This window comes from Geodermatophilus obscurus (genome assembly GCF_900143215.1).
Taxonomy (GTDB): domain Bacteria; phylum Actinomycetota; class Actinomycetes; order Mycobacteriales; family Geodermatophilaceae; genus Geodermatophilus; species Geodermatophilus obscurus_A.
The window spans coordinates 1-26533 of the sequence record NZ_FRDM01000036.1 but is presented as its reverse complement, the minus strand read 5'-3'; the positions used below and the strand labels follow the sequence as shown (position 1 = coordinate 26533).

At 71.6% G+C, this 26533-nt stretch carries 21 protein-coding genes and 1 pseudogene; 11 read left to right on the top strand and 11 right to left on the bottom strand.

The genetic code is table 11. The features are described from left to right. Nucleotides 1–405: 405 nt before the first annotated feature. The 3 genes from BUB17_RS20965 to BUB17_RS20955 form a co-directional block, all read right to left on the bottom strand. Nucleotides 406–2358, bottom strand: a complete 1953-nt coding sequence (locus tag BUB17_RS20965; protein WP_208983537.1) for a glycoside hydrolase family 2 protein — start codon at nt 2356–2358, stop codon at nt 406–408. 677 nt (nt 2359–3035) lie between these two features. Continuing rightward, nucleotides 3036–3785, bottom strand: coding sequence for an alpha/beta fold hydrolase (locus BUB17_RS20960; protein WP_072920621.1), 750 nt, complete (start codon nt 3783–3785; stop codon nt 3036–3038). A gap of 107 nt (nt 3786–3892) precedes the next feature. Continuing rightward, nucleotides 3893–4246: a nuclear transport factor 2-like protein gene (locus BUB17_RS20955; RefSeq protein ID WP_072920620.1), complete on the bottom strand. Its 354-nt coding sequence runs from the start codon at nt 4244–4246 to the stop codon at nt 3893–3895. A 78-nt stretch (nt 4247–4324) separates the two neighbouring features. Here BUB17_RS20955 and BUB17_RS20950 point away from each other — a divergent pair, with 78 nt between their 5' ends. Both BUB17_RS20950 and BUB17_RS20945 read left to right on the top strand, forming a co-directional pair. Further along, nucleotides 4325–5122 carry a MerR family transcriptional regulator gene (locus BUB17_RS20950; RefSeq protein ID WP_072920619.1) on the top strand — a complete coding sequence of 266 codons (798 nt, stop codon included), beginning with the start codon at nt 4325–4327 and terminating at the stop codon, nt 5120–5122. 428 nt (nt 5123–5550) lie between these two features. Then, nucleotides 5551–6780 carry a DUF2252 domain-containing protein gene (locus BUB17_RS20945; protein WP_244277406.1) on the top strand — a complete coding sequence of 410 codons (1230 nt, stop codon included), beginning with the start codon at nt 5551–5553 and terminating at the stop codon, nt 6778–6780. Between the two features lie 491 nt (nt 6781–7271). Here BUB17_RS20945 and glgC read toward each other — a convergent pair whose 3' ends face one another. Further along, the gene (gene glgC, locus BUB17_RS20935; RefSeq protein ID WP_072920617.1) at nt 7272–8504 is read right to left on the bottom strand and encodes a glucose-1-phosphate adenylyltransferase; all 1233 of its coding nucleotides are present in this window, start codon (nt 8502–8504) and stop codon (nt 7272–7274) included. A gap of 72 nt (nt 8505–8576) precedes the next feature. Here glgC and glgA point away from each other — a divergent pair, with 72 nt between their 5' ends. Further along, nucleotides 8577–9815, top strand: coding sequence for a glycogen synthase (gene glgA, locus BUB17_RS20930; protein WP_072920616.1), 1239 nt, complete (start codon nt 8577–8579; stop codon nt 9813–9815). 39 nt (nt 9816–9854) lie between these two features. On the opposite strand, the gene BUB17_RS20925 is transcribed toward glgA, so the two are convergent. The 3 genes from BUB17_RS20925 to BUB17_RS20915 all read right to left on the bottom strand — a co-directional run bounded on the left by BUB17_RS20925 (nt 9855) and on the right by BUB17_RS20915 (nt 12652). Then, a complete protein-coding gene (locus BUB17_RS20925; protein ID WP_072920615.1) occupies nt 9855–10811 on the bottom strand; it encodes a carbohydrate kinase family protein in 957 nt (318 codons plus the stop codon). A gap of 69 nt (nt 10812–10880) precedes the next feature. Next, a complete protein-coding gene (fucP, locus tag BUB17_RS20920) occupies nt 10881–12221 on the bottom strand; it encodes an L-fucose:H+ symporter permease (RefSeq protein ID WP_072920614.1) in 1341 nt (446 codons plus the stop codon). 128 nt (nt 12222–12349) lie between these two features. Further along, on the bottom strand, nt 12350–12652 hold the full coding sequence (locus tag BUB17_RS20915; protein WP_072920613.1) for a putative quinol monooxygenase: 303 nt from the start codon (nt 12650–12652) through the stop codon (nt 12350–12352). A gap of 295 nt (nt 12653–12947) precedes the next feature. Between BUB17_RS20915 and BUB17_RS20910 the strand changes: the two genes are divergently transcribed. From BUB17_RS20910 to BUB17_RS28335, 3 genes are all read left to right on the top strand, one after another. Next, a complete protein-coding gene (locus tag BUB17_RS20910; RefSeq protein ID WP_072920612.1) occupies nt 12948–13409 on the top strand; it encodes a hypothetical protein in 462 nt (153 codons plus the stop codon). Nucleotides 13410–13615: 206 nt separating this feature from the next. Further along, nucleotides 13616–13777, top strand: coding sequence for a hypothetical protein (locus tag BUB17_RS27050; protein WP_175561437.1), 162 nt, complete (start codon nt 13616–13618; stop codon nt 13775–13777). Nucleotides 13778–14007: 230 nt separating this feature from the next. Then, the gene (locus BUB17_RS28335; RefSeq protein WP_280173901.1) at nt 14008–14133 is read left to right on the top strand and encodes a hypothetical protein; all 126 of its coding nucleotides are present in this window, start codon (nt 14008–14010) and stop codon (nt 14131–14133) included. A 206-nt stretch (nt 14134–14339) separates the two neighbouring features. On the opposite strand, the gene BUB17_RS27990 is transcribed toward BUB17_RS28335, so the two are convergent. Then, nucleotides 14340–14657 (bottom strand): tyrosine-type recombinase/integrase, encoded by a 318-nt coding sequence (locus BUB17_RS27990; protein ID WP_244277405.1) that lies wholly within the window; start codon nt 14655–14657, stop codon nt 14340–14342. A gap of 574 nt (nt 14658–15231) precedes the next feature. After that, nucleotides 15232–16701: a tyrosinase family protein gene (locus BUB17_RS27270; RefSeq protein ID WP_072920610.1), complete on the bottom strand. Its 1470-nt coding sequence runs from the start codon at nt 16699–16701 to the stop codon at nt 15232–15234. Nucleotides 16702–18106: 1405 nt separating this feature from the next. Here BUB17_RS27270 and BUB17_RS20895 point away from each other — a divergent pair. From BUB17_RS20895 to BUB17_RS20875, 5 genes are all read left to right on the top strand, one after another. Beyond that, the gene (locus BUB17_RS20895) at nt 18107–18484 is read left to right on the top strand and encodes a hypothetical protein (RefSeq protein ID WP_072920609.1); all 378 of its coding nucleotides are present in this window, start codon (nt 18107–18109) and stop codon (nt 18482–18484) included. 821 nt (nt 18485–19305) lie between these two features. Further along, complete coding sequence (locus BUB17_RS27035; RefSeq protein ID WP_072920608.1) at nt 19306–20964, top strand: hypothetical protein; 1659 nt, start codon at nt 19306–19308, stop codon at nt 20962–20964. Further along, complete coding sequence (locus BUB17_RS20885) at nt 20961–22352, top strand: ferritin-like domain-containing protein (protein WP_072920607.1); 1392 nt, start codon at nt 20961–20963, stop codon at nt 22350–22352. Before BUB17_RS27035 ends, BUB17_RS20885 begins: the two co-directional genes overlap by 4 nt. 321 nt (nt 22353–22673) lie before the next feature. Further along, nucleotides 22674–23294: an antibiotic biosynthesis monooxygenase gene (locus BUB17_RS20880; protein ID WP_072920606.1), complete on the top strand. Its 621-nt coding sequence runs from the start codon at nt 22674–22676 to the stop codon at nt 23292–23294. Nucleotides 23295–23591: 297 nt separating this feature from the next. Next, nucleotides 23592–23903, top strand: a complete 312-nt coding sequence (locus BUB17_RS20875; protein WP_072920605.1) for an antibiotic biosynthesis monooxygenase family protein — start codon at nt 23592–23594, stop codon at nt 23901–23903. Between the two features lie 511 nt (nt 23904–24414). Here BUB17_RS20875 and BUB17_RS20870 read toward each other — a convergent pair. Continuing rightward, nucleotides 24415–26061: a phytoene desaturase family protein gene (locus BUB17_RS20870; protein ID WP_072920604.1), complete on the bottom strand. Its 1647-nt coding sequence runs from the start codon at nt 26059–26061 to the stop codon at nt 24415–24417. A 184-nt stretch (nt 26062–26245) separates the two neighbouring features. Next, nucleotides 26246–26533: pseudogene (locus tag BUB17_RS27495) on the bottom strand (hypothetical protein); the annotation flags it as partial.

Below are 26533 nucleotides of genomic sequence, written 5' to 3'. Positions count from 1 at the left end.
GCCGCATCGACGTTGCGGTGCATTCGGGGCGGAGGCTCGTCCGTGCGCGCGCCGGCGGCGGTCGGCGTCGCATGGAGCACGACGTGTGGGCGCGGCGGGCAGAGAGCCAGCTCGCCAGGACTCGCGGCCTCGCCTCCTGCCGGCGGCAGTCGTGGGCCTGCTGATCCCGGCCCCGCGGAAGCTTGGGGGACGGCGCTGAAGGCCTCTGGCCGTCGGCGTGCCCCATGCTCTCCGGGGCAGCCGTGTGCGTATGTACCGTGCCGCCCCTCGAACACAGCATCGCCCCGGTGTTCCCGCAGGTCAGGAATTGGAGGTGTTCTGCTGTCGGGGCTCTGCTCTCCCGTCGGCTGACTGCATGTGGAACGGCGTCCCCACGGCCCCCTGGACGATCACACCAGCAGGCCGTCACCGAGCCTGGTCGTGGCCCTCGCCGGAGGCGTGCACACCGGCGGGGACGGTTGTGCCGGGGTCGGTGGTCGTCGGCGCGACAGCGGGGCGGTTCGCGTTGCGGACGACCGCGTCGTTGACCGCCCGGACCTGGTCGACGTGCATCTTCTCCACCCGCCGGTCATAGGTGAGGAAGCCGTTGACCTCGTGTTCGATGTCGGTGATCTGGGTGTAGACGGCGCCGCTGATGCCGCGCTGCTGCGCGATCGGGATCAGCTCGCGCTGGTTCTCCACGTACAGCCTGGTGAGCTCGTCGCCGTCCTGCGCCATCTGGTACCCGTGGCCGTCCTCGAACCACATGTGGCCGGGTACCTCGAGCCCGAACCCGCCGTGCTCACCGTCGACCGCCACGCGGTGGTCGTCCGGCGTGGGGTCCGCGGGACCGGTGTAGGCGTGCCAGTCGATGACGTCGCCGCGGCCGCTGTCGCCGTGCGAGGCGCAGCAGTTCACGCCGCTGTGGGCGTTCACGAGCCGGGTCGGGTCCTGGACCGCGACCGAGTCGGCGATCCGCCCGGTGGCCTCCCTGCTCCACTCGCCCCAGCCCTCGTTGAAGGGGATCCACCCGATCACCGAGGTCCAGCTGTCGTGCTGGTCGACGACCTCGTGCAGCTGACGCTCGAACTCGGCCTGCGCGTCCGGCGGCGGGATCCCGCCCGTCCGCATGGACGGCATGTCCTGCCACACCAGCATGCCGAGCGTGTCGGCGTGGTGGTACCAGCGGGCCGGTTCGACCTTGATGTGCTTGCGGATGGCGTTGAACCCGAGGCGCTTGGCCGCGGCCACGTCGAACCGCAGCGCCTCGTCCGTCGGTGCGGTGTAGATGCCGTCCGGCCAGAAGCCCTGGTCCAGGGTCGACATCAGGAAGAGGACCTCGTGGTTGAGCGTGATGCGGAGGCGGCCGTCCGCGCCTCGCACGGTCCCGATCTCCCGCATGCCGACGTAGGACCCGACCCGGTCGACCTCCTGGTCGCCGTCCCGCAGGGTCACCTCCAGCCCGTAGAGGAACGGGTCGTCGGGTGACCACAGGTGGGCGTCCGGGACCTGCACGTCCAGGGGCCGGCCGGGCGCTCCCTCCGCGGTCGCGACCTGCACGTCGCCGTCCATGACCACGGCCTGGACCGTGAGGCCGGAGGCGTTCCCGCCGCTGTCCACGGTCAGCGCGAGCGTGTCGGTATCGACGTCCGTGGCCGTGTCGAGGTCCGCCACGTACGCGCGGTCGGGAACGGGTTCCATCCACACCGTCTGCCAGATGCCGGAGGAGCCGGTGTAGAAGATGCCGCGGTCCGGGACGTTCCGCTGCTTGCCGACCGGCTGCCACGTCGCGTCGGTGCGGTCCTCGACACCGACGACGATCTCCTGAGGACCCGAGGGCGCCAGGGCATCGGTGACGTCGACGGAGAACGCGGTGTAGCCGCCGCTGTGCTCGGCGACCTCGGCGCCGTTCACCCACACGGTGGCGGCGTGGTCGACGGCGCCGAAGTGCAGACGTAGCCGCTGACCGTCTCCGACCTGCCAGGACGCCGGGACCTCGAACGTCCGCCGGTACCACATGTGGTCCTCGTGCCGTTCGATGCCGGACAGCGCCGACTCGATCGGGTAAGGCACCAGGATGCTCTCGGCGAGGTCCTCGCCGACGGGCGGCGCCTCCCCCGCTGAGGCACCGGCGAACTGCCACACCCCGTTGAGGTTCTGCCAACGGGCCCGCGCCAGCTGCGGCCGCGGGTACTCGGGCAGCGCGTTGCTCGGTGAGACCTGGTCGGTCCACGGCGTCGTCAGCCGCGGCTGGCCCACCTGCCAGCCGTTGCCGTCCGACGGCTGGGCCGCCGCGGTGAGCAGGAAGGCCGACCCGACCATGGCTGCGGAAACGAGCAGTGCGGTGGCTCTCCGCCGGGATCGCGCGAGCATCGTCATGCCTCTCCCCTGTCGTCTTCACGCTCCGACGTCGTTCGACGCCCGGGACACCCCGTGGCCCAGGGCTGCTGCTGAGACAGAGGCTGGGGTGCGAGGGCGGGCCACGAGCCGTGCGGCGGTCCGGAGGTGTCCGGAGCTCTCGATCGCCATCGAGAGGACCGTGGTGGCGTCGTCATCCTCTCGGTCCGTCCTGCCCGACGTCGTCACCGAGTCCGGCCTGCCGGCAGAGCAGCGGGACACGGCCGAGCCGATCGTCCTGCGACACGCCCGGTCCCCGATCCCTGATCCGCGAGGACTCGGGCCGTCGTCACGGCCCGCGATCGGCCATGTGCGATCCCGACGACACCTCCGGCACCGGCGAGCGCGACCACAGCGGACTGACGGCTCCCGCCTCACGCCGGCGTCCACGACTGCTGCGCCGGCACTGTTCGAGCAGGTCGGTCCTGTCCCCAGGGCGCGCCGCTACAGGCTCGCCCGTGGCAGCACCGCGTGGATCGCTGTGCACCATCTCGAAGTCGCGGCAGATCGCCCTCAGGGCACCCGAGACCCCGAGGGCGAAGCCCCCGATGCATCGAGCGTCGGCATCCTGGCTCCGGATGGTTCGAGGCCCGCCCCGCCCTGTGGCATCCGGCGGCGGGGCGGCCGGGTGGGCGGTCGGGTGGGCGGTCGGCGTCCGGTCAGCCGGCCGTCGCGCGGGCGGCCGTGTCGATCACCCGTGCGACCGCGTCGGGCTGGGAGACCGTCACGGCGTGCGAGGCGTCGACCTCGACGATGTGCGACTTCGCACGCTCGGCCATGAAGCGCTGTGACCGGGCCGGGACGGCGAAATCCTGGCCCGTGACCACGGTCCAGGACGGGATGGTCTTCCAGGCCGCCTTCGTCCCCTTCCCCTCCAGCGCGTCGGCGACGATGGGCCGCTGCGTGGCAGCCATGACCGCTGCGACGTCCTCCGGCACGTCCGCGGCGAAGACCTGCCGGTACTCTCCCTGCTCGATGTACAGGTCGTTCACCGTCCGCCCGTCGGGACCAGCGACGGCCACCGGGCGCAGCGCCGACCCGAGCTCGTTGCCGGGGAACTTCCCGGCCAGCTCGCCGGTGCCCTCGCCCTCGTCGAGGAGGAAGCCGGCGACGTACACGAGCGCTCCCACCCGCGGGTTCCCGTCGGCGGCCTCGCTCATCACGCTGCCGCCGTAGGAGTGGCCCGCGATCACGAGCGGCCCGTCCAGGCTGTCCAGGACGCTGCAGAGGTACTCGGCGTCGCCGGGCAGGGCCCGGAGCGGGTTGGCCACCCCGATCACCGGATAGCCGTCACCTCGGAGCTGCGCGATCACGCCGTTCCAGCTGGAGGAGTCGGCGAAGGCGCCGTGGACGAGCACGACCGTGGGCTTCGGCGCGTCCGTGCGGGGCGCTGCGGTGCTGAGGGACACGGGTTGATTCCTCTTCCAGTCGTGGGCGGCCTGGCCGCCCGGGTCCGACGCCGCAGCCGGCAGGCTGCGGGTTCGCGGAGGGCCTCCCGCTCAGGGGGCGATGACGCTCAGGGGGCGATGACCAGCTCGGCGATGAGGTCGCCGTCCATCGCGAAGCGGTACTGCAGCTCCGCGACGCCGCCGGGGAAGTCACCCTCCAGGCGGTTGACGGCCACCCACCGTGTCCCGTCGATGCGCTGCACGCCGACGAGCTCGGTCGTGTACGTGAACTCGGCTCCGGCGTTCCGCAGGAAGCCGAGGACCTCGTCGCTCCCGCGGAAGGTCCGGCCCTGGTCGACGACCATGGCCGTGGGAGTGAAGGCGCGGATGGCGACGTCGACGTCGCGGGCCGCGTGGGCGGCGAGGAAGCCGCGGATCGTGGCAGGGAGCTCGCTGGGCTGGATGCTGGTCGGCGTGGTCATGCCCCGACCGTGTGGCCTCCCGCACCGGGAGGGTCAAGCACTGCACCCTCCCCCGGGGAGAGGGTGCACAGTGCTCGCGTGCTGGCGATCGGTGAGTTCTCCCGGCTGACCCATCTGAGTGTGCGCGCGCTCCGCCGCTACCACGACGCCGGGCTGCTCGAGCCCGCGACCGTGGACCCCGCGAGCGGTTACCGGTACTACAGCGCGGACCAGATCCCGACCGCCCAGGTCATCCACCGCCTGCGCGAGCTCGACGTTCCGCTGCCCGACGTCCAGCGCTTCCTCCGCCTCCCCGACCCGAGCGCCCGCGGCGCGCTCGTGGCCCAGCACCTGGAGCGCCTCGAGTCGGAGCTGGACCGGACCCGCGCCGCCGTGGCGTCCCTGCGCCGCCTGTTTCAGCCGGCACCCCCTCCCCTGGACGTCGAGCTCCGCGCCGTGCCGGCGAGCACGGTGGCGGCCGTCGAGGACGACGTCGACCACGAGGACGTGCTCGCCTGGTACTCGGGCGCCATGGCCGAGCTCGATGCGGTGGTCGGCGACCCGACCGGCGTCCCCGGCGGGCTGTACGACAACGCGCTGTTCGAGACCGGCCGGGGACACCTGCTCCTGTACCGGCCGACGACGGAGCCGCCGCGCAGCGGGCGGGTCCACCCCGTGACCCTGCCGGCCGTCGAGCTGGCCGTCACCACCCACGTCGGGCAGCACGACGACATCGGCGTCACCTACGGGGAGCTCGGCGCCTGGGTCGTGACCAACGCACTCGCCGTCGCGGGTCCGGTGCGGGAGACCTACCTGGTCGGTCCCCGCGACACGACCGACCCGGCCGCCTGGCGCACCGAGATCGGCTGGCCCGTCTTCCGGGTGGCCCCACGCTGAGCCGCCGGTGGCACAGCATCGCCCCGGTGTTCCTGGAGCTCAGGAGCCAGGGGTGTGCTGCCGTCGGGGCTCCTGAGGCCCTGCGTGACCGCGTCGCAGTCCTCGTCGTGCAGGAACGGTCCGCTGTCGCCGAGCTCCCGAGGGAGGCACGTGGCCAGCCCACCGTCCAGGACCTGGGGTCGGGGGGCCGCCCACTGGTTCTCGGTCCGATTCCCTGTGAGGCTCCACAGGTGACCGTCGACCACGGGAAGCCCCGGGCGCACACGGTTCTCGCGTCGGCCGACGACCGCGGGTTCTCATCGTTGCGGCACAGCGGCCCTCCGCGCGCGGCGCGGTACACGCTCGGCCGTCAGCTGCGCCGGAGCGCACCACGCTCCGCGCTCGGGTACTGGACTCCCCCACACGACCGACAGGACGTCGTCGACCAGGTGATCCGTTCGAACGAGGGTCGGCTGGACTGGCTGGTCCCCGTGCGCATCGGGCGGATGATCGCTTCTCCCTACGCCTTTCTCCGGGGAGCCGCCAACGTGCACGCCACCGACTTCGCCCGGTTGCCGGCCACGGGGATCACGCCGGTCGTCTGCGGCGACGCGCACCTCGGCAACTTCGGGTTCTACGCTTCCCCCGCACGCGACCTCGTGTTCGACCTCAACGACTTCGACGAAGCACACCCCGGTGCCTGGGAGTGGGACCTGCGACGGCTCACCACGAGCGTGTGGGTGGCGGGCCGGGAGAACGGGGCGTCGGAGGCTGCATGCGGGGAGGCGGTGGGGCGGTGCGTCGAGGAGTACCGGCTGCAGATCGCGGCCTTGGCCGAACAACCGCTCCTCACCCGCTCGTACGAGTACCTGGACGTCGACCGGTTGCTGCGGACGGCGCCCGGAACGGGTCTGCGCGCCGAGATCGAGACGTCGGCCCGTCGAGCTCGCAAACGCACCAGTGACCGGGCGCTGCCCCGGATCACCGAGGAGCACGACGGTGCGCGGAGGATTGTGACCGAGCCGCCGCTGCTCACCCGCCCTCAGCAGGCCGAGGCGGAGCAGCTGGCCGAAGCGCTGGACGCCTACCTGACGACGCTGCCGCCGCACTGGGCGAGGATCGTGGGCGGCTACCGCCTGGTCGACATCGCCCACAAGGTGGTGGGCGTCGGCTCGGTCGGGCTCCGCGCATGGGTGGCCCTCTGCGAAGGCAGCAGCGCCGACGACGTGCTGTTCCTCCAGCTGAAGCAGGCCAGGCGATCGGTGGTCGCCCCCTTCGTGCACGGCGAGTCGGCCTGGCACGCCCACCAGGGCCAGCGCGTCGTGGAGTACCAGCAGGCGGTGCAGACGGTGAGCGACCCACTCCTCGGTTGGACGAGCGTCGGCGCCGTCCAGTACTACGTCCGCCAGTTCCGCGACATGAAAGGCGCGATCACCGTCGTGGGCATCGACGCCCGCGCACTCACCTCGTACGCGGGGCTCTGCGGGTACCTGCTCGCCAAGGGGCACGCCCGCACCAGCGGGGCGTCGATGATCGCGGGCTACCTCGGAGGTGGCTCGAAGGTCCGCGAGGCGCTCTGCCGGTTCGCCCGCGCGTACGCCGATCAGACCGAGCGCGATCACGCCGACCTGGTGAGCTCCGTCCAGCGGGGCGTGCTGCCGGCCGAGACCGGCATCTGAGCACACGGCGGGGGGCGTCCGACCGCCTGCGGATCCCCCGTCCCGGGCCTGCGGACCCGAGCCGCTGGTGGGCCTCCTGCAGTGGTGGCGGCTCGTCCGCCAGGATCCTGACCGGGCGTGATCGGCACCGGGCTGGGCGTCGCACGCGCGACGGAGCGGTCAGGAGGAGCGTCGCTGAGGGTTGTGCTCGGCGCCGGCTCATGGGGCGCGGTCATTCGAGGAGGTCCTCGGTGAGGTGCGGATGATCGCCGAGGGCATGGAGACGGCGGCCACGGTGGTGGAGTCGGCCGACCGGCACCTGCTGACCGGGGTCGCCCGGATCCGAGTGCTCGGTGTAGTACGCCGTCACCGACCGTGCGACGTCGACCAGGTCCTCCGGCCCGTTCCCTCGGGAACCCCCATTCCGGACCGCCTGGGATGCGATCGGTCCCCCGTGTCGAGCGCGGCCGCCGGACGCTCGGGGGAGCCGGTGGCCCACCTCGCCGGGACGGTCAGACCACGACCTCCCGGCCCTTGCCGATGACCACGATCCCGTTGTCGGACACCGTGTACAGCTCGCGATCGCGGTCGATGTCCACACCGACCCTCGCGCCCTCGGGGACGACGACGTCCTTGTCGAGGATGGCGTTGCGCACCACCGCGTTCCGCCCGACCTGCACGCCCTGCATGAGGACCGAGGAGTCGACCTGGGCCCAGGAGTGCACGTGCGCTCCCGGGGACAGCACCGACCGGTTCACGGAGGAGCCCGACACGACGGACCCCGGCGAGAGCAGCGACTCCGTCGCCATCCCGACGCGGCCGGCCGAGCCGTGCACCGACCGCGCCGGCGGCCACGGGTCCTGGCTGGTCAGGATCGGCCACTCCGGGTTGTACAGGCTGAACTCGGGATCGACCGAGATGAGGTCCATGTGGGCGTCGTAGAAGCTGTCCAGGGTCCCGACGTCGCGCCAATACCCCCGTTCGGTCTGCCGCTGGCCCGTGACGTCGTTGTCCCGGAAGTCGTACACCCCCGCTTCGCCGCGCTCCACGAGCATCGGCACGATGCTCCCGCCCATGTCGTGCTTGCTCTCCGGATCCTCCGCGTCGCGGGTCAGGGCGTCGACGAGCACGCTGGTGGTGAACACGTAGTTGCCCATCGAGGCGAACACCTCGTGCGGGGCGTCCGGCAGGCCGTGCGCGTCCGTCGGCTTCTCCCGGAACGCCGAGATCCTCCGGCCGCCCTCGTCGACCTCGATCACTCCGAACTGGTCTGCCATCGCCAGCGGCTGGCGGATGGCGGCAACGGTCACGCCGGCGCCGGACGCGATGTGCTGGGCGACCATCTGCCGCGGGTCCATCCGGTAGATGTTGTCCGCGCCGAAGACGACGACGTGCGCCGGCCGCTCGTCGCTGATCAGGTTCATGCTCTGGTGGATCGCGTCCGCCGACCCGGCGAACCAGCGCGGGCCCAGCCGCTGCTGCGCCGGCACCGGGGCGACGTAGTTGCCCAGCAGCGTGGACAACCGCCACGTCTTGCTGATGTGCCGGTCCAGGGAGTGGCTCTTGTACTGGGTCAGCACGACCAGCTTGAGGTAGCCGCCGTTGACCAGGTTGGACAGGACGAAGTCGATCATGCGGTACATGCCGCCGAACGGCACGGCCGGCTTGGCCCGGTCCGCGGTCAACGGCATCAGCCGCTTGCCCTCGCCACCGGCCAGCACCATCGCAAGCACGTCAGTCGCCACAATCGCGGAACGTAGACCTCATCCAGGTCGGCAACCAGGGTCATCGTCGACGTCCGGCCCTATGGTCGGCGCGTGACGCAGGACACACCGGCCGACGCCGCTCCCCCGCCCACCGGCAACGGCCTCCGGGTCGACCTGCTTACCCGCGAGTACCCGCCGGAGGTGTACGGCGGCGCAGGCGTGCACGTGGAGTACCTGGCTCGCGAGCTGCGCCCGCACGTCGACGTGCGCGTCCACTGCTTCGGGGCGCCGCGGGAGGAGGCAGGCGTCACGGCCTACGCCGATCCGACCGGGCTCGAGGGTGCCAACCCGGCACTGCGCACCTTCGGCGTCGACCTGGAGATGGCGGCGGGCTGCGCGGGCACCGACGTCGTGCACAGCCACACCTGGTACGCGAACCTGGCCGGTCACGTCGCCAAGCTCCTGCACGGAGTCCCGCACGTCGTGTCCACCCACAGCCTGGAGCCGCTCCGGCCCTGGAAGGCCGAGCAGCTCGGCGGTGGCTACGCGCTGTCCTCCTGGGCGGAGCGGACGGCGCTGGAGGCCGCCGACGCCGTGATCGCGGTGTCGGCCGGGATGCGCCGCGACGTGCTCGCCGCCTACCCGGCCATCGACCCGGACCGGGTCACGGTGGTCCACAACGGCATCGACACGACGGAGTACGCACCGGACGAGGGAACCGGCGTGCTGGCCCGCCTGGGCATCGACCCGGACCGACCCAGCGTGGTGTTCGTCGGCCGGATCACCCGGCAGAAGGGGCTGCCCTACCTGCTGCGGGCCGCGCGGGACCTGCCGGCGGACGCGCAGCTGGTCCTGCTCGCCGGCGCGCCCGACACCCCGGAGATCAGCGCCGAGGTGACGGCCCTGGTCGAGGAACTGCGCGGGATGCGGAACGGTGTCGTGTGGGTCGCGGACATGCTGCCCAAGCCCGAGGTCATCCAGGTCCTCAGCCACACCACCGTCTTCGTCTGCCCGTCGATCTACGAGCCGATGGGCATCGTCAACCTCGAGGCCATGGCCTGCCGCGCCGCCGTCGTCGCCACGGCGACCGGTGGCATCCCCGAGGTCGTGGCCGACGGCGAGACGGGACTGCTCGTGCCGATCGAGCAGGTGCCGGACGGCAGCGGCGCGCCCCTGGACCCCGCCCGGTTCACCGGCGACCTCGCCGCGGCGATCACGCAACTGCTCGAAGACCCGTCCCGCGCGGCGGCGATGGGGGATGCCGGGCGCCGCCGCGCAGTCGACCACTTCTCGTGGGAGACGATCGCCGAGCGCACGGTGGCGGTGTACAGGTCCGTCCGAGCCGGTTGACGCACCGACCCCCAGCCGGAGGACTGCTCGACGGCGTGGTCAGCGCGGGATGGACTGCCCTGTCGACGGCCGGGCAGCGCGGGCGGTCTCCACCTCGGCCCAGGTCGGCGGATCGGCACCCGGACGCGAGCAGGTGATCGACGCGATGAGGCTGGCCTCGTCCAGGACGCTGATCAAGCTCGACTCGTCGATCCTCGCGAGGGCGTCCCGGCGGACTCCACCGAGCAGGTCCGCACGCCCCAGCCCGTCCAGGAGCCCCGCGGTGAAGGAGTCACCCGCGCCCACGGTGTCGACGAGGTCGATCGGGGTCGCGGGGAGGTCCAGTTCCAGGTGGGCGGTGACCGCGAAGACGCCTTTCCCGCCGCGGGTCACGACGACGAGCGGGGCGCCCAGCGCCAGCCAGGCCTCGGCCACGTCCTCGTCCCGACGATCGGGGTAGAGCCAGCGCAGGTCCTCGTCGCTGACCTTGACCACGTCCGAGAGGGACACGAGGTGCTCGATCGCGGGCCTGGCTTCCTCCGGCGTACCCAGCAGGGCGGGACGCACGTTGGGGTCGTAGGAGATGGTCACCCTCCCCCGCTCGCGCTCTCGTTCCAGGAGCTTCGTCACTCGGGCTGCACCGGGCGCCAGTGCGGTCGCCAACGAGCCGGTGTGGACGCACCGGCTCTCGACCGGGAGGGGGGCCAGGTCACCGATGTCCCACTCGATGCGGAAGTCGTAGGAGGCGACCCCCGCGGCCAGGCTGGCCACGGCCAGGCTCGTCCTGGCGCCGGCATCAGGCCCGGCCTCGACCCGGACGCCACTCGCCTTCAGGTGCGCGGAGACCAGCTCCCCGAAGGAGTCCCGGCCCAGGCGCGTCATCAGGGTGACCTGATCCCCGAGTCGGGCGAGCCCGAGCGCGACGTTGGCCGGACTCCCGCCCGGGTGCGCAACGAGCGTTCGACTGCCCCGTTGTCCCACGAGGTCGACAAGTGCTTCCCCGACCACCACGAACATCCGCCTTCTCCCATCGACGAGAACGGTGCACCGGTACCCGAGGTCGGCAGGCCGGGACAGCCCACCCGCTCAGTGCGCGGCGCCCTCGGTCACCAGGGGACCACCGTGCCGGGAGGACCGGAGGTCGAACAGCGCGTACGCCGCCACGAACGCGAGGCAGACCGCGGGGACCAGGAAGCCGATGTTCGTGTCGGCCACGTCCATGATGAGGCCCTGGGCCGGCGGCAGGAGCGCTCCTCCCAGGATGGCCATGACCAGTCCCGCGGCGCCGAACTTGGTGTCCGGGCCCAGCCCCTGCAGCGCCACCCCGTAGATCGTCGGGAACATCAGCGACAAGCTGAGGGAGATGCCCACGACGGCGATCAGGCCGAGCATGTTGGGCGACAACACGGCCACCAGGGAGAGCACGACGCCCAGCGCCGCCATGGCGAAGAGCAGCTTCGTCGGCCGGAAGACGCCCAGCAGGTAGGTCATGACGAAGCGTGCGATGAGGAAGACGATCAGGCTGGCCTGCAGGTACCACCCCGCGGTGTCCTCCGAGACACCCACCACGTCCATGGCGTACTGGATGGTGAACGACCACGCGCAGACCTGCGCACCGACGTTCAGGAACTGGGCGGCCACGCCGAAGCGGTAGTGACGGTTGTGCCAGAGGCGGCTGGCTGCCCCGCCCGACGTCTGCTCCAGTCCGAAGTGGACGTGTTCGTCCGGCGTGTCGATCTTCCGGAGGGCGATGAGCACCCAGATGATCAGCAGCGCGATGGCGATCCCGAGGTAGGGGCCGAGCACCAGGGACAGGTCCTGTTCCTGAGCCGTTCCCAGCTCCTGCGGCGTCATGGACGCCTTCTCCTCGTCCTTCGTGATGCGGGGCAGGATGAGGACCGCCCCCAGCAGGACACCGACGTTCGCACCCACCGGGTTGAACGCCTGCGCGAGGTTCAACCGCTGGGTGGCGCTGACCTCGGGACCCATCGCGATCACGAAGGGATTGGCCGAGGTCTCGAGGATGGAGAGCCCGGCCGCGAGCACGAACAGCGCGACGAGGAAGAACCCGTAGGCGAGCAGTTGGCTCGCCGGGATGAAGAGGAACCCGCCGAGCGTGGCCAACCCCAGACCGGCGAGCACACCGGTCTTGTACCCGAACCGCCGATTGATCAGGGCAGCGGGGATGGCGAGCGCGAAATAGGCCCCGTAGTAGGCGAACTGAACCAGCGCGGACTGGAAGTTCGACATCGTGAAGATCTGCCGGAACACGCCGACGAGCACGTCGGTGAGGTTCGCCGCCGATCCCCAGGCGGCGAAGCAGGCGATGAGCAGGATGAACGGGACCTTGAGGCCCGGATAGACCAGCCCCGCGTTCGCCGGTCCACCGACGTTCGGTTGCTCCTGAGTTGCGGACGGTCGGGCCATGGGATCCACCCCTCGCCGACGCGGGAAAGAGGATCTCTGTGACCCCGATCACAGCGCGCCCAGCGAGAGTAGCGGCCAGCCGGGGCACATTCCACCCGGGCCCGCGCCGCCTGGATCGGTGGGAGCCGCTACTTCTCGTCCATCAGCCGCAGCTCCGACGGTTCGCGGAGCAGGCCCTCGAGGATGCGGTTGCCCTCGGTGTTGTAGGGCTGCTGCATGTGCTCGTCCCAGGCAGCACGGGAACGGAACATCTCCAGCATCACCCAGTTGTCCGGATCGTCCTGCGGCTGCACGAGGTGCATGAAGACGCAGCCGGGCTCGGTGAGGGTCTGCCGCCGCATGGACTGCAGCTGCTCCTCGGCCTCGGCCCGCCGATCCTTCCGCGGCTTGATGGTGACGACCAGGAAGAGCGCGCGGTCCGGTTCGGTCATGGCCGCGTTCCTACACCCGCGTGGCGGCCTCCGGCGGAGTGCGAGACGTCGTCGGGACCGGCGCCGCCTCGACCGTTGCCCAGCCCGGCACCGCGTCCGTTCTCACGGCTCGGGATGAGCGGTACGGTTCGGCCGTCGATCCCCTGCTGCCTGACGTCCCGGAGCACCAGGTGGGCGAAAGCGGCCATCCGCCTCTCCTGCCGCCGCCCCGGTCGGGCCAGACCGGTGATGGCCCCGCGACGTCGCCGCGTCGCCTCGGTTCGCGCACGTCCAACGGTTCGTCCGGAGGAGACCCATGAACCGCTACCTCGTCGTGGCGAACCAGTCGCTCGACAGCGACGAGCTCATGGAGCTCGTCCGTGAGCGGGTGGCCGCCGGTCCTGCCGAGTTCTGGCTCGTCGTGCCGGCGACGCCGGTGAAGGACCTCGCGTCGAACGCCGTGCCGATCCCGATGCCCGTCATGGGTGGGATCCCGACGTTGCCGGCGCCGCCGGCGGAGGCGCGGAGACTGGCGCAGGCCAAGCTCGACGCCGCCGTGCGGAGGCTGACCGCTGCAGGGGTCCGTGCCGACGGCACGGTGGGTGACCCCGATCCGGTGCGGGCAGCCGAGGAGGCCACGGCCACCCACGAGTTCGACGAGATCATCGTGTCCACGCTCCCCGCGCGGGTGTCCCGTTGGCTGCACCAGGACCTGCCCGGTCGTCTGGAGCACAAGTTCCACCTGCCGGTCACCCACGTGCCCGCCAGGGACGTGTGAGCCCGCGGACGGTTCCGCTGCCGCGCCGGAACGCGAGCGCCCCGTCCGGACCGGGCCTCCAGCCGCGGTGAACTGCCCATGACACCCGACGCCGGCGTGCCGTGGAGCGTAAGCGGCCTCACGCCGGAGACCGGAACAGTCCTCGTTCTCTCTTCGCTGGCCCTGATGTCACTGATGGACCACATGGAGAAGAGGTGCCAGCACCCATGTCTCGTTTGACCACCCACCTCGTCGAGGTCGCCCGCCGGAACCTCGATGCGTTCCTCCCCTGGAGCCCGCTCACCGGGCTCGGACAGGCCAGCGAACTGGCCGCGCAGCACCCGGCCTTCGCCACCGGGCGTGACCCCCAGGCGGCGCCCGAAGCCTGATCCCCGGTCCACCCGTCCACCGGACCAGGCTCAGGACCAGGCTCAGGACCAGGGTCGCACTCAGCTCGTGACCGCCCCGGGTTCAGTGGAGGCCCTGGTGTGCCCCGCATTTCGTGGAGTCGCCTCGCTGGACTTCGTGCCACGGTGGTCGATGACCGGTGCTCGAACTCCACGGGTGTGAGCCAGCCGAGGGCGGAGTGCCGCGGCGGCGGTCGAGGAGCTCGACCTGCATGCGGGACCGGAAGGACTCGATGGCCGCGCTTTCGTCGCAGTCGCCGATCGACCCCATGGAGGGCACCGGTCCGGACTGCTGGGCGCGGGTGCTGAACACCCGAGAGCCGAGTTGCCCGCCGTGATCGGAGTGGATGATCGCGCCGGCCGGCGGTCTGCGGGTGTCGACGCCCCCGACCTGGTCGGCTACTCGGGGACGGCCAGCAAGACGCTTGCACCGGGCTCGGCTGGCTGATCGTGCCGGAGCAGCTCCGTGACGCCGTCGCGGCGGCGAAGATCGGCGCGGACCGCGGGTCCTCAGCCTTCGACCAGCTCACCTTCGCCGGCTTCCTCACCCATGGCGAGTTCGACCACCATCTGCGCCGGCCGCCTCGCGGCCCATGCCGGGATGGACGTGCTGGTAGACGGTGAGCGTGATGGTGGCGCTCGCGTGGCCCAGGCGCTCGGAGACGACCTTCACCGGCACGCCGTCGGCCAGCAGCAGGGTCGCGTGGGTGTGGCGGAGGTCGTGCAGCCGGATCGCCGGCAGCAGGTTCTCCCCGAGCGCCTTGCGCGCCTGCGCGACCTGCTCGACGAACCGCCGCGCGTACCGCTCGGGGTGGCGGTGCGTGCCGTCGAGATCGCCTAGCACGAGCGTGGCGTCCCGCACGAGCTCGTGCGTGAGGGAACCGCGAGTTGCGCGGTGTACCCGCGGGGCGGCGACCGTGTCGGCGTCGATGTCCAACACGTGTGCCTGGCCGGTTCGCCGGTCCCTCGACGAGCTGCTGGCCGGCGCCCTTGGCCTCCTGCGGGGTCCTCGCTGTCCGGCCGGCCGGCCACGAACCCCTCTCGTCCCAGCGCGGTCTGAACCGTCGTCTGCCCTGGCCATGACCGGGAAGGACGGCCCCCGCGCCGGTGGGCCGCCGGTCGGTTGGACCTGATATCAGCTTTGCCGGGACCACGAAGCTGCAGCTGCCGAGAGGGGTGCACCGCGGCAGCTGCCCGTTGACATCGATGGTGGAGCGCGCCACCCCACGACGACGACCGCATCAGGGGCGAATGCAGACCGCCGTCCCGACGATCGGCGCCCGCGATTGGCCCGATGGGACGTGCCTGGCTCCACCCCCTGTGGTGCACGCCGGACCACCCGACCAGCGGAGCGGGAACTGAACTCGAGCAGTGGATCATGCACAGTCGAGGAGGACGTGGTCTCAGCGAGCAGGAACGGGTGTTGGGTTCCTGCATCACGTCCGGTCCTCGAGTGGCAACCTGATGTTGATGGTGGGGTCGCCGCACGACGACAGCGGGAAGGTACGGCCGATCCGCTCTGCACCCGGCGAGAGGATCTCGATCGTCACGCCGAGCGTCTTGCCGGTGACGGTCTCGACGCCGACCTGGAAGTCGAGGTCGACGACACCCTTCTCGCGGCAGCCGGTGCACTCGCGGGGGCGGGTCCTCTGGAAGAATGCTTGCCGGGCCACGGGGACGCCGTCGGCCGTGAGGATGGCCTCGAACGTACCGGGAATCGCGAGGCGGTTCACACCCTTCAGCCGGACGGAGGCCTGGCGCTCCGAGCCCACGGCGATCCGGCGCGAGGCGGGGACGCTCCCGAAGGCCAGCGCCGGGATTCGCGGTAGGTCCGCGTCCGTTGGGGGACTCGTGTGCGCGAGTCCGTACCCGACGCCGGTGGCCGAGAGGTCGATCGTGGCCGCGGCTTTCTCACCGAACGGTGAGAGGTCGTCGAACCCACTGGTCAGGAAGTCGCTCTGGCCGTCGGTGATCGTGCTGCGGAACGACCATTGCGTGGTGGCCGACATCGTCTGCTGCCACTCCCACCACAGACGATCCCAATTGGCGTGGAAAAGCCAGAAGATCGGGTCGTAGGACGCGACGTCCGCGTCGGTCATCGTGTGGCCGGTGGAGGGGTGGCCGTTGTCGTGAGCGCCCTCCAGCTTGTTGCGGAACTTGCCCCAGTCGAACATCGCCGCGGCCTCCGCGATCTGCTGGGGGACGCCGAAGCTCGTGACGTTCGACAGGACCTCCGCGGCAGAGTAACGGTCGGTGGTATAGCCCGCCGGGAAGCCGGCGCCGATGCCAGCGGGAAGGGTGTACGCGTCGAATGGCGCGGTGTAGAGGAACTGTGGCACTTCCGCGGTGATGTCCCAGAACGGCAGTGTGACGTCTGCGCAGCCGGGCACCGTTCGCAGGGCGTCCTCGAATCGCCGCAACAGGACTCGGTGCCAGGGCAGGAAGAGGTCTTCGTGGTGCAGGCACTCGAACGGGGCCGGCAGGCCGTGGACGCCGCCCCAGGTGAAGTAGCTGTCGGGCGCCTGTGCGGGCTGGTCCATCAGACCTTGGAAGGCCCGGCGCAGCGTCGCGATCTCCTCGTCGGTGAGGTCGCGGGCGTCTTTGCGGATCCGCGTCCCGGTCCCGGCCTGCACCGGTTGCGGCTGAGGGGTGCCGAGCGGGAAGCCGGTGACGATCCAGTTGCGGAACGTGGTGTGTCGCTCCTGGCTCCATCTGCGGCCCGCGTCGGGTGGCATGTCGCCTCCGTTCGGGCGGGTGTGCTGGAACACCCGTGCCGCATTCGCTCTCAATGCCGGATAGGTCGTGAGGTCGATGCCGCGTGCCAGCATGTGCTCGAGGTCCACGTCGTCGAAGAAGTGCCGGATGTGCTCCATGTAGGTCGGGTTGCTGACGACTTGGTCGGCCATGGCTCGTCCTTCCGTTGACTCGTGGGCCTCGGGTCGTGGTCACTCACCCTCGTCTCGGTGGGAGTTCACGCGTCCATCCACTCCCGCGTCACCAGACTTCCTCGATCGCTGGCACCCGTGCCGCTGCCTCTCGCGGCTCTGCACAACATCGACACACCTCGCTCGCCCTCATCACCTCGTCGGCGAGGTGGTCGAGCGCGCACCCCGGAAATGTCACGGGAGTTCGTGCTCAGCGCCTGCTGCGGCGCCCCCTGACCATCCGAGCCTCTCGGACCCGCCCGACCGTTGCCTTGCATCGTTGGCGGCTCACGACACTTCGTGCTCCAATCGGAATTGGACGACGACAGGGGTCTGTGGCATGTTCCCGGCGGGCGGCGGCAGGACCCGGTGCACCGCACCTCCGAATGGGGACGAGGAATTCCTTCATGCCGAGGTCGTGGCTCCCTCCCAGCCACCCGTGTGAGACATCTCGTGATCGTGAGACATCTCGTGATCGTGCGTGGATCGTGATCGTGCGTGGATCCGAAGCGGATGCCGACGTGACTGCGCGATCGGGTCATCGACACCGACCCGCTCGCTGCTCGCTCATGAAGGAGACCTGGCTACTTCCAGAGCGCTCCGCAACCGCTCGGAGACCGTGACGACTCGGTCCCGCAGCAGGTTCACATCCTCACCGTCACCGAGCTGTCACCGCGGCATCACCCGACGCACGGCTCGTTGCAGGGCGGCGGACGCGTGATCTCGAAAGCGGCCTTGCCCCTCGAACCGAGCATCGTGGACGGCAGAAGTCTCGGGTTCTGCTGCCGGTCGGCCCGGCCTGCGCCACGCCCGCCGGCGGCACGACGCCCTCGGCCGCACGACCCCCATCGAGCTCGGGACACCGCCCCGACCGCTCACGCGGCCTGACCGCCCGTACCGACCGGAGTCGACTGGGCTCCGGGCAGCCCGGTCGCCAGCACCGGCGCCACCGCGGTTCCCGAGGCCCTCGAGACGTACGTTCGACTGGGGTCCCTGAGGACATCTCAGCGACCTGGTCAGCCAGGGTCGCCGCTGACCCCAGCCCGCACGTAGGGGTCTCGCGGCTCCGGTCTCCGACGCGGCCGTTCACGTGGCACACGCCGTCGGTCCCGGCGACCCCCGACGCGTGTCCTCCGAGCAGCAACTCGTGGATACACGTCGATGGTCGCACCAGGGGAATGCGCCTGTGCGTTCAGCGCCGTCGACCGGGCGACGGCCGGATCATTCGACGCCATCACGTCGAATCGGAGGCACGTGCGAGTGACGCGCCGGTGATGTCCTGGTGACGTGCGCGCTCCTACTCTGCGAGGACCGTCGACGCGGGTCATCGCGTCGCTCGCCGAGCCGCCGGGACAGGGCGCATGAACACCCCGAGGGAGAGGCGACCATGGCCTTTGATCCGGCCAACCACTATGTCGTGATCGGCAAGGGTGTCGACGCGGTGGTCGACACATCGGACATGTCGGGCACTGCTGCCGTCACTCTGAACGTGGACGGGCGACAGATCGCAAATCCGTCGTTCGCGTCGACTCAACACGGCCTCGTCATCGAAGGAACGGTGGAGGTAGTGCCCGACAGCCACAGCATCGACATCCACCTCACCATTCCAGAGGTGAACCAGTCGGAGGATCTCGTGACCTTCACCGGCTTCGCCGCCCTGACGACAGCGCTCACGTCCATCGGAGGACCGGGGCTGGTTTCTAGAGCTCTGCACCTGTACGAGATCCGACCCGTGGCAGGCACGGCATCCCGCGTGGCGAGTTGAGGTGTGACAACGGCCACTGCCATGAGTCGTGCCGATCCACGAGGCGGAGTGGTCGCTCGAGCCGCTGAACTGTCCCCGGCAGCGGGCAGTTGGCTGGGTCGGAGGACAACGTCGACGGCGAGGAGATGATCGGAAGGAGCGGGAACGTCGTTGGGACACGTCCTCTCACGGCTGCGCGACAATCGATGTCCCGCTGTGCCCGATCCCGTCACCTGGACCGCCGTGCTCCGGTCGCCGAGGAGACGGTGCTCCTCTCGTCGGGCCTGCTGGTGACCGGACGCTCCGGTGCCGCTGCGCCGAGACAACGCCGAGCTGCGGGATCAGCGTGACGGGCTCGAGCGCTCGATTGCGATCGGGGAGCGCACTCCGGTGCGGAGTGCCGCCGGTCGTGGTCGTGGTCGGCGATCCACTGGGCCACCGCCTGCCGGGCCTCGCCGCGGATGGCAGACCGATGGTCGCGGCGCACGTCGAACTGCAGCGCGGAGTTCCCGGCCCGATGACAGCGTTGTCCGGCACCGATCCTGGTCGGCCAGCCCCTGCTGCACGCCCCGGCGCAGGCAGGCCGCGCGGAAGCTGCCGGCGATGTACTCGCTCCTCGGTCAGTTCGGTGAGTGTCGAGGTGCTCGAATGGCGGAGCATTCCCCGTGAGGCAGCGGTGACATCCCGGTGACGACCGCCGCGTTCGATGGTGGCAGACGCGGGGGATCCGTCGGCGAGTTCGCACCCATCGTGAGACGACGTCCGCGCCCGTACCCGATCGGACGGGTACGGACGAGAAACCGCGATCAGGTCAACCGTTCACCGGCCACCGGGGGGACGTCATGAACCGATTTCTCCAGGTCAAGCAGATCCTCGACGACGCCGTCGGTGGACCGGGGACCCCCGTGGGTGGACCGCACCGCGCGTTCTGGCGCAACCAGACGCGCGACCAGTTCGTGGCCTTCCGGATCCTCGGTCTGCCGATCGTCACGCTCGGCAATGGGGCCGGCTCCAACCTGGTCAAAGCCCTGCGCGGCCAGAATCCGTTCGGCCAGGACACCGGCACGCCGGGCGCCACCTTCCGCCGCATGCCCGCCGGCCGCCCACCGGTTCCCGACGAGTCGATCGACGTCATCGCGACCTGGGTCGACGACGGCTGCCCAGAGGACGTCGGAGAGATCGGCGGGATCGAGGCGTCGGTCGAGGGGGCGCCGTCGAGCCGCGCGTTCCTCATCGTCCCCGAAGCCGCCACCCCGATCCCGGGCCGGCTGACCCTGCGCACCGTGGACGGCTCCCAGGGCGACGTCGTCGTCCGCGTGCGGGCGGGCAGCGGAGCCGGCGTCCAGGTCTCGCCTGCCACGGTCCACGTGTCGGCGGCGGCCACCGACGCCACCCTGACGGCGACCTCACCCAGCGCAGCGGTGAACGACACGACGATCGAGGTGGTCCAAGGCACGACCGTCCTGGCATCGCTCGCTCTCACCGCGGTCACCCGCCCGGCCGTCCGGTTCCGGGGCACCTTCCAGTGCCGGCTCCCGACCGACCCCGACGCGTTCGACCACCCCTGGGGGGAGAACTCGAACTTCGGCGTCTTCGCGGTCCAGGGCCCCGACCCCGACCATCCCGACGAGCCCCCGCTCGACCGCATCGTGCGGTTCCACGACGGCGTCGCCCTGCGGCCCTTCTGCGAGCCCATAGGCGTCAACGTCACGTCGATCGAGGCCCGGGTGGGGAGCGACACGGTGCGGTTCGACGTCGGGGACCCGGTGATCGGACTACCGGTCCGGCTGGGGGCGGCTTGCGTGTTCGACGGCCGGAACGGGGCTTTCGCACCGGACGGCTTCGAGCCGATCTCCGACTTCCGGCTCGAGCTGGGCACCGTCTTCTCCGGCGCGTCGGCTCCGGCCGTGCCCCGACTCTCCCCTGCCGACCCCCCTGGCTCGACCGCGCCCTACGCCGATGGGGTCGTCCTGCCTGACGCCGACCCCTCGGCCGACCGTCCGGGCGACTTCGGCATCCCCGCCGCCACGTGGGCGGAGAATGCGTGGAACACGATCGCGACCAAGTTGTCCCGGCTCGTGGCTCAGCAGCCGGCGGACGAGCGAGCCGGCCGTATCCGCGACCGTCGCATCCGGGAGCACACCGACACCAGGCCCAGCCACGGCCTCGACGCCATCGCCTCTCCCCTGCAGTTCATGATGCGCTACACCGGCCTCATCGACCGGGAGGTCGCGGTGGCCTCGCAGCCCCACGGGGCGCTGGCCTTCCTCGCCGGCCTGCCGGCCGTCCGCTTCACGGCCGCCTTCCTGGCCTTCGACACCGACTGCCAGACCGGCAGGGTGACGGGAACGCTCGACGCGCCCGAGTCGCCGGGTGGAGCCGCGGTCCAGCCGAGCGCTCCGACCGAGGCCGCGCGCCAGGGCCTGCAGGCGGTCGCACAGCCGGGTCTGCAGCCGACCGCGCAGGCGGGCCTGCGCCGGGTCCCCCTGGACCAGCAGTGACCCGCGCCCGGGCCACCCGGCTCCTGCACATACCCGACCTGGACGTCGCGCCGGACGCCGCGGAGGCCAGGACCGCCGCGACGATCCCGAAGCCACCGGAGCTGACGTGGTGGGACTGGGCGGTGTTCCTCCTGCACACCGCGGCCGAGGTGGAGCACGCCCTGATGGTCCAGTACCTCTACGGCGCCTACTCACTGGCCGACGCCGACTTCGCCGGACACGCGGTACCGCCCGATGCGGCCCCGCGGACGGCGGCCTGGCGGAACACGATCACCGCCATCGCCCGGGAGGAGATGGCGCACCTGCTCACCGAGCAGAACCTCCTGCGCTTCATCGGCGGGCCCCTCAACCTCGAGCGCGAGGACTTCCCCTTCCGATCGCTCCTGTACCCCTTCCCCCTGACCCTGGAGCCGATGAGCAGGACGTCCCTGGCCAAGTACGTCGCCGCGGAGATGCCCGCCGACCCGGGCGAGGAAGACATCGCCGAGATCGTCGACCGGGCCACCGGTGCCACGGGCGGGATGCGCCCCAACCGCGTGGGCGTCCTGTTCGACACGCTCGTCGACGTCTTCTCGGATCCCGCCAAACTCACCGACGCCGACCTGCACCCGGACTCGGCCGCGGACCGGCAGGCCCGCCCGGAGGACTGGTTCGGCTTCGGCCGGCTCATCGTGCGGGCGGTGACCACCCGCGCCGAGGCGGTCGCCGCCCTGCGGGCCATCGGCGAGCAGGGCGAGGGCTCGGCGCTGCCGTCGCCGGGCGAGCCTCCCGCCCACTTCCACCAGTTCCTCGAGATCTACCGCTCGTTCCCGGAGACCGAGTACGGCGGGACGCCGACCTGGCTGCCCACCCGTCCCGTACCCACCGACCCCACCACCGGCCCGCAACCCGACGGCGACCCGACGGCGGAACGCAACCGCATCACCCACCCCGTCACCCGAACGTGGGCCCAGCTGTTCGACGTCCGGTACCGCATGCTGCTGGTCGACCTCGCGCACGCACTGTCCCGGCCCGGTCCGCTCGTCGACGACGCCGGCGAACCCACCCCGCGCGGGCACCTCCGCGACTGGGCGTTCCTCCAGATGCGCGGCGAGGAGCTGTCGGGGATGCGCGGTGTCGCCCGGCTGCTGACCACGCGACCGGCCAAGGCCGACCCCGCCCCGGGCGATCCTGCGTGCGGCGGCGCCCCGTTCGAGATGCCGTACACGCTGGCGATCCCCGACGACGAGCACAGCCGCTGGCGGCTGCACCTCAGCCTGCTGGACAGCTCGGCACGGCTGACCGCGGACCTGGCCGCGGCCGGCGAGACCGGGGACCTGCTCGACGAACTGACGAGGATCGACACCGCCGCGCGGACCGAGGTCGAGAAGTTGCTGGCCGCAGAGTGAGCCGGTGTGCCGCGGTCGGCGCCGGCAGCTCCCTCGGCGGTCTCCTCCTCGCCGAGGCCCTCCGCCCCGAGGCCCTCCGCCTGCCCTGAGCGGCCACCGCACCGTGGCTGAGCACTCACACCGCGCCGATCCGGGCGGTGCTCGGGGTGAGCCCGCTCGTGGGTGACACCCTCCTCCCCGTGCCTACAGCCCGGTCATGGTCCCGCTGGGCGGCGCCCTCGGGTGCCGTGGTGCCCGTTGCCCGGGCTCGGGGGGAGGAGCAGAGTGGGCCGCGCGGCGATGCCGCAGGGGTGTCGCCGTCGTCCGGAGAGGAGCGGTGGCATGTACGCCCGATCCACCACGATGCGAGTACGGCCGGAGGCCGTCGTCGACCTCGTCGCCTTCGTCCGCGACGAGGTCATGCCGATGGTCACGGACCTCGACGGCTGCGTCGGACTCTCGGTCCTGAGCGATCGCGACACCGGTCGGTGCATCGTCACCAGCGCCTGGGAGACCGCGGACGCGATGCACGCGAGCGCTGAGCGCATCCGCGTGTCACGGGAACGAGCAGCCGAGAGGTTCGGCGCCGCACCCGAGGTCCAGGAGTGGGAGATCGCCGTCCTGCACCGGGCGCACCGGGCCGGGGACGGCGCCTGTGCACGAGTGACGTGGGCCCGGAGCGACGCAGCGGGCCTGGACCGGGTCACCGACGCCTACCGGGAGAGTCTGATGCCCTGGTGGGAGGAGACACCCGGGTTCTGCAGCAACAGCCTCATGGTCGACCGCCGGGACGGCCGATGCGCCTCAGCGGTCGTGTTCGAGAACCGCGAGGCCATGGCGAACACCCGCGACCAGTTCACGACCCTGCGCGAGGAGTTCGCGAGTCGGATGGGGGTGGAGGTGCTCGAGGTCGCGGAGTTCGACCTCACGCTGGCACACCTGCGGGTACCCGAGACCGTCTGACCAGGCGTCCTCGTCGTCCCCACGCCCTGTAGGACGGCGGACGACGACAGTTCGCGATGGCGTCGGGAGGTCCCGGTCCCGACGTGAGCGGGGTACGTCGACCGCGGCAGGCCAGGGACACGACGGGCTCTGGACTCCACACGGCCTCCACCGGCATCGCCGGCTCCGCGGAGAGCGCCTGGCCGGAGGCCGTGCCCATCGCGGCAACCCCTCCCCCCGGGGATCCGGACGCCGCTCACCCCACCTGTCCCGCGACCCCGCCCGCGGCCGATCCCCCGAGCGGACCAGGAGGCTCCGATGATGACCGTGGTGACCACGAGCAAGCTGCAGCCGGGTGGAGAGGCGGAGTGGGACGCCGCGATGCGGGCCCGGTTCGACTCGGCCCGTGAGCGGCCCGGCTGGATCTCCGGTCAGCTCCTCACCTCGGACGACGAGAGCTCGACCCGCGTGATCGTCGGGACCTGGAGGAGCCGCGAGGACTGGGAGGCGTGGCACTCCGACCCCGCGTACCTCGACCAGCGAGCCACCCTGCAACGCCTGGAGGCCGAACCCGGCCACTCGGAGTGGTTCCGGGTGGTGGCCGACGCCCGCGCCGACGACCGGGACTGACGTCGCCGCGGTGGCCGACCGCCGGAGCGTCCGCCCCTGACGCCATGACACGCGGCCCGGAGGCGGCGGGCCGTCGAACCGGTCGAGTCACCGGAGCGGGTCCGGCCACCGCTGCCCGTCCCGGTGCAGTTCCAGCCGCGCCGGACCCGGCCGGCGGGGGCGGGCCGATGCCGGCCAGGTCATCGGCCGTCATCAGCAACCAACCCCAGGTGGGCCGTGGTCACCGGAGCCTCCTGGGCACCGGGCCGACGGGTCGACCACCCCCAGGTGCTCCCGCGCAGCACGAGCCGTGGCTCCTCCGTCGTGCGGTGCTGCACGCGTCGTGGGTGGGACCATCCCGGGCGAGGTGGCCGGGCTGCTGTGAGCCGTGACAGCCCGCGCCCGACCCCCGCGCCGACGCCGGCGGTGTGCGGCGCCGTCCGCGGTGGCCGCCCGTCCTCAGGGGACCGGCCCTCCGGGCCTGTCCCGGCGGTCCCGATCGCGGCCGCCCCCCACCGGGCACCCACCTGCCTCACCGACCTCGAGACCGTGCCAGGCGTGGGAGCACGCGGTGCCCACTGGGCCGCGGACCACCTGCGGTGCCGGGAGAGGCGAGCAGCCGCTGCGCCACCATGTGACCCGATGCGCCGCCCAGGCCCGCGCCCGGGTGGGTGCTCGCGCCGATGTGCCACAGGTTCGGCACGGGGGTCTGGTGGCTGCTGGTGCTCGGGAGCGGCCGCCACAGGAAGTTCTGGTCCAGCTGTGCATCCCCGCCGTACGGGTCGCCCTGGACGGCGTTGACGTTGTACTCGGCGAGGTCGGCGGGAGTGACGACGTCCAGCTTCCGGACCCTCTGCGGCAGGTCGGGGACGTGCTGCTTGAGCCGGTCCAGCGCGCGGGCGGCGAACCCGTAGCCGAGTTGTGGCGTCCAGCCGCAAGAAACGTCCAGTTCTCCACCGGCGTCCCCGCGAGGGGAGAAGGGGACCTCGAGCAGCTGGATCCACAGCGCGGCCCTGCCCTCGGGCACCCGGGAGGGGTCGAGGACGTGCTGCTGGCCGACGACGACGGTCGGCGCGGCAGGCAGCAAGCCGGCCTCGGCCTCCGCACAGGCGATGCCGGTACTCCCGCTGCCGTCGGAGAGGTGGACGACGGGGGTTCCCGCCAGCTCCTCGCGCGCCCAGCTCAGCGGGCGGTCGAGCGCGACGTGCACCTGCATCGCGGCCCGGCCGTAACGGAAGCGGCCCGCCTCGACGGCGATCTGGCGGTCGACGGCCCCGGGCGGCAGGAGTCGGCCGTAGAGGGCCGTCGGAGTGACGGATGCCAGGACCGCCGACTCGCCGAGCAACGTCTCGCCGCCGGCCGTCACGCCCACGGCCCGGCCGTCCTGCAGCACGATGCCGTCGACCGTGACCCCGTTGAGGATCTCCACGCCGAGCGACCCCAGGAGCTCGCGGAAGGCGTCCACCAGCCGGCCGGAGCCACCGGCGACGACCGGAGCACCCGCGGCGTGCAGGCTGGCGGCGAACACCGGCAGCAGGAATCCGCCGGAGGCGTGGTCGGGCGACAGACCGGCGTGCAGCAGCCAGGGAGCCCACAGCCGATCCACGTCCGGGCCGGTGAACTCCCGGCGGCACCAGGACCGGCCGCTGGTCGCCAGGTCCCGCAGCCGCGCCTCCGTGGCGGAGACCCCGGTGGAGCGCAGCAGCGAGAAGGCGGTCCGCGCAGCGGAGAGGGACCACAGTTCCCCCGCCATGAGGGCGCCGATCTCGGCCCCGTGGTCCATGGCCCACTGGACGTGCCGCCGGTAGGCGCGGCCGTCCTCGGCGCAGCTGAACCCCGCCGCGGTCTTGCGGACGCTGCGGTAGGCCATCGTGACGTCGCCGTCGTCGGTGACCGAGGCGCACAACGCGTCGTCGGTGTTGCGGTACTCGAGACCGCATTCGCGCAGCGCCGGGCCGAGGAACGCGTACGCCCCGCCGGAGACGAACTGGGGGTGCCACGACGAGTAGGTGTCGTGGAGGTACCCCGGCTCGGTGCGCTCCTCGGTGGCGATGAATCCACCGATCTGCGGGTTGCGCTCGATCAGCGCCACCGTCCAGCCACCGAGTGCCAGTTCCGCCGTGGCGACCATCCCGTTGATGCCGGAGCCGATCACCACCGCGTCGAACGACCGCTCCATCTGTGGCCTCCTGTTCTCTCCGCAGTTGGGACGTGCGACGTCGCGGGACCTCGTCCACCGGCATCACGGCGGACCGGTGACCGCGGTGAGCACACCCGCGCGCCGCGGGAGTCGTGCGCCCACCAGCCTCCGTCGGGCCGTTCCATCGGAACCGTCCCTCGGCTGCAGCGGTCCGCCGGTTCGGTCACGGTGCCCGGTACCGGCCGCGCTCGTCGCGGTAGGGCTGGCGTGCCGTCCCACGCTGGGGAGGACGGCGCCGGCGGTCCTCTCCCTCGGCCCCGTTCGGCGGCGTTCCCTCGTAGCCCGGCTCAGGACGAGGTCCGGGTTCGGACCCCGGCTCGGGGCGATGCCCGGTCTCGTACTGCTGGGGCGGCCGCTCGCCGTACTCCTCGGGCGGCCGTCCGCCGTACTCCTCGGGCGGCCGCTCGCCGTACCCCTCGGGCGGCCGTCCGCCGTACCCCTCCGGCGGCCG

Coding starts and splice junctions, on each gene's coding strand:
- BUB17_RS20895 (WP_072920609.1), top strand. CDS start 18,107: ATGGCCTTTGATCCGGCCAACCACTATGTCGTGATCGGCAAGGGTGTC.
- BUB17_RS20965 (WP_208983537.1), bottom strand. CDS start 2,358: ATGACGATGCTCGCGCGATCCCGGCGGAGAGCCACCGCACTGCTCGTT.
- BUB17_RS20880 (WP_072920606.1), top strand. CDS start 22,674: ATGTACGCCCGATCCACCACGATGCGAGTACGGCCGGAGGCCGTCGTC.
- BUB17_RS28335 (WP_280173901.1), top strand. CDS start 14,008: ATGCGGGACCGGAAGGACTCGATGGCCGCGCTTTCGTCGCAGTCGCCG.
- BUB17_RS20955 (WP_072920620.1), bottom strand. CDS start 4,246: ATGACCACGCCGACCAGCATCCAGCCCAGCGAGCTCCCTGCCACGATC.
- BUB17_RS27035 (WP_072920608.1), top strand. CDS start 19,306: ATGAACCGATTTCTCCAGGTCAAGCAGATCCTCGACGACGCCGTCGGT.
- BUB17_RS27270 (WP_072920610.1), bottom strand. CDS start 16,701: ATGGCCGACCAAGTCGTCAGCAACCCGACCTACATGGAGCACATCCGG.
- BUB17_RS20915 (WP_072920613.1), bottom strand. CDS start 12,652: ATGACCGAACCGGACCGCGCGCTCTTCCTGGTCGTCACCATCAAGCCG.
- BUB17_RS20925 (WP_072920615.1), bottom strand. CDS start 10,811: ATGTTCGTGGTGGTCGGGGAAGCACTTGTCGACCTCGTGGGACAACGG.
- BUB17_RS20870 (WP_072920604.1), bottom strand. CDS start 26,061: ATGGAGCGGTCGTTCGACGCGGTGGTGATCGGCTCCGGCATCAACGGG.
- BUB17_RS20910 (WP_072920612.1), top strand. CDS start 12,948: ATGAACCGCTACCTCGTCGTGGCGAACCAGTCGCTCGACAGCGACGAG.
- fucP (WP_072920614.1), bottom strand. CDS start 12,221: ATGGCCCGACCGTCCGCAACTCAGGAGCAACCGAACGTCGGTGGACCG.
- BUB17_RS27050 (WP_175561437.1), top strand. CDS start 13,616: ATGTCTCGTTTGACCACCCACCTCGTCGAGGTCGCCCGCCGGAACCTC.
- BUB17_RS20875 (WP_072920605.1), top strand. CDS start 23,592: ATGATGACCGTGGTGACCACGAGCAAGCTGCAGCCGGGTGGAGAGGCG.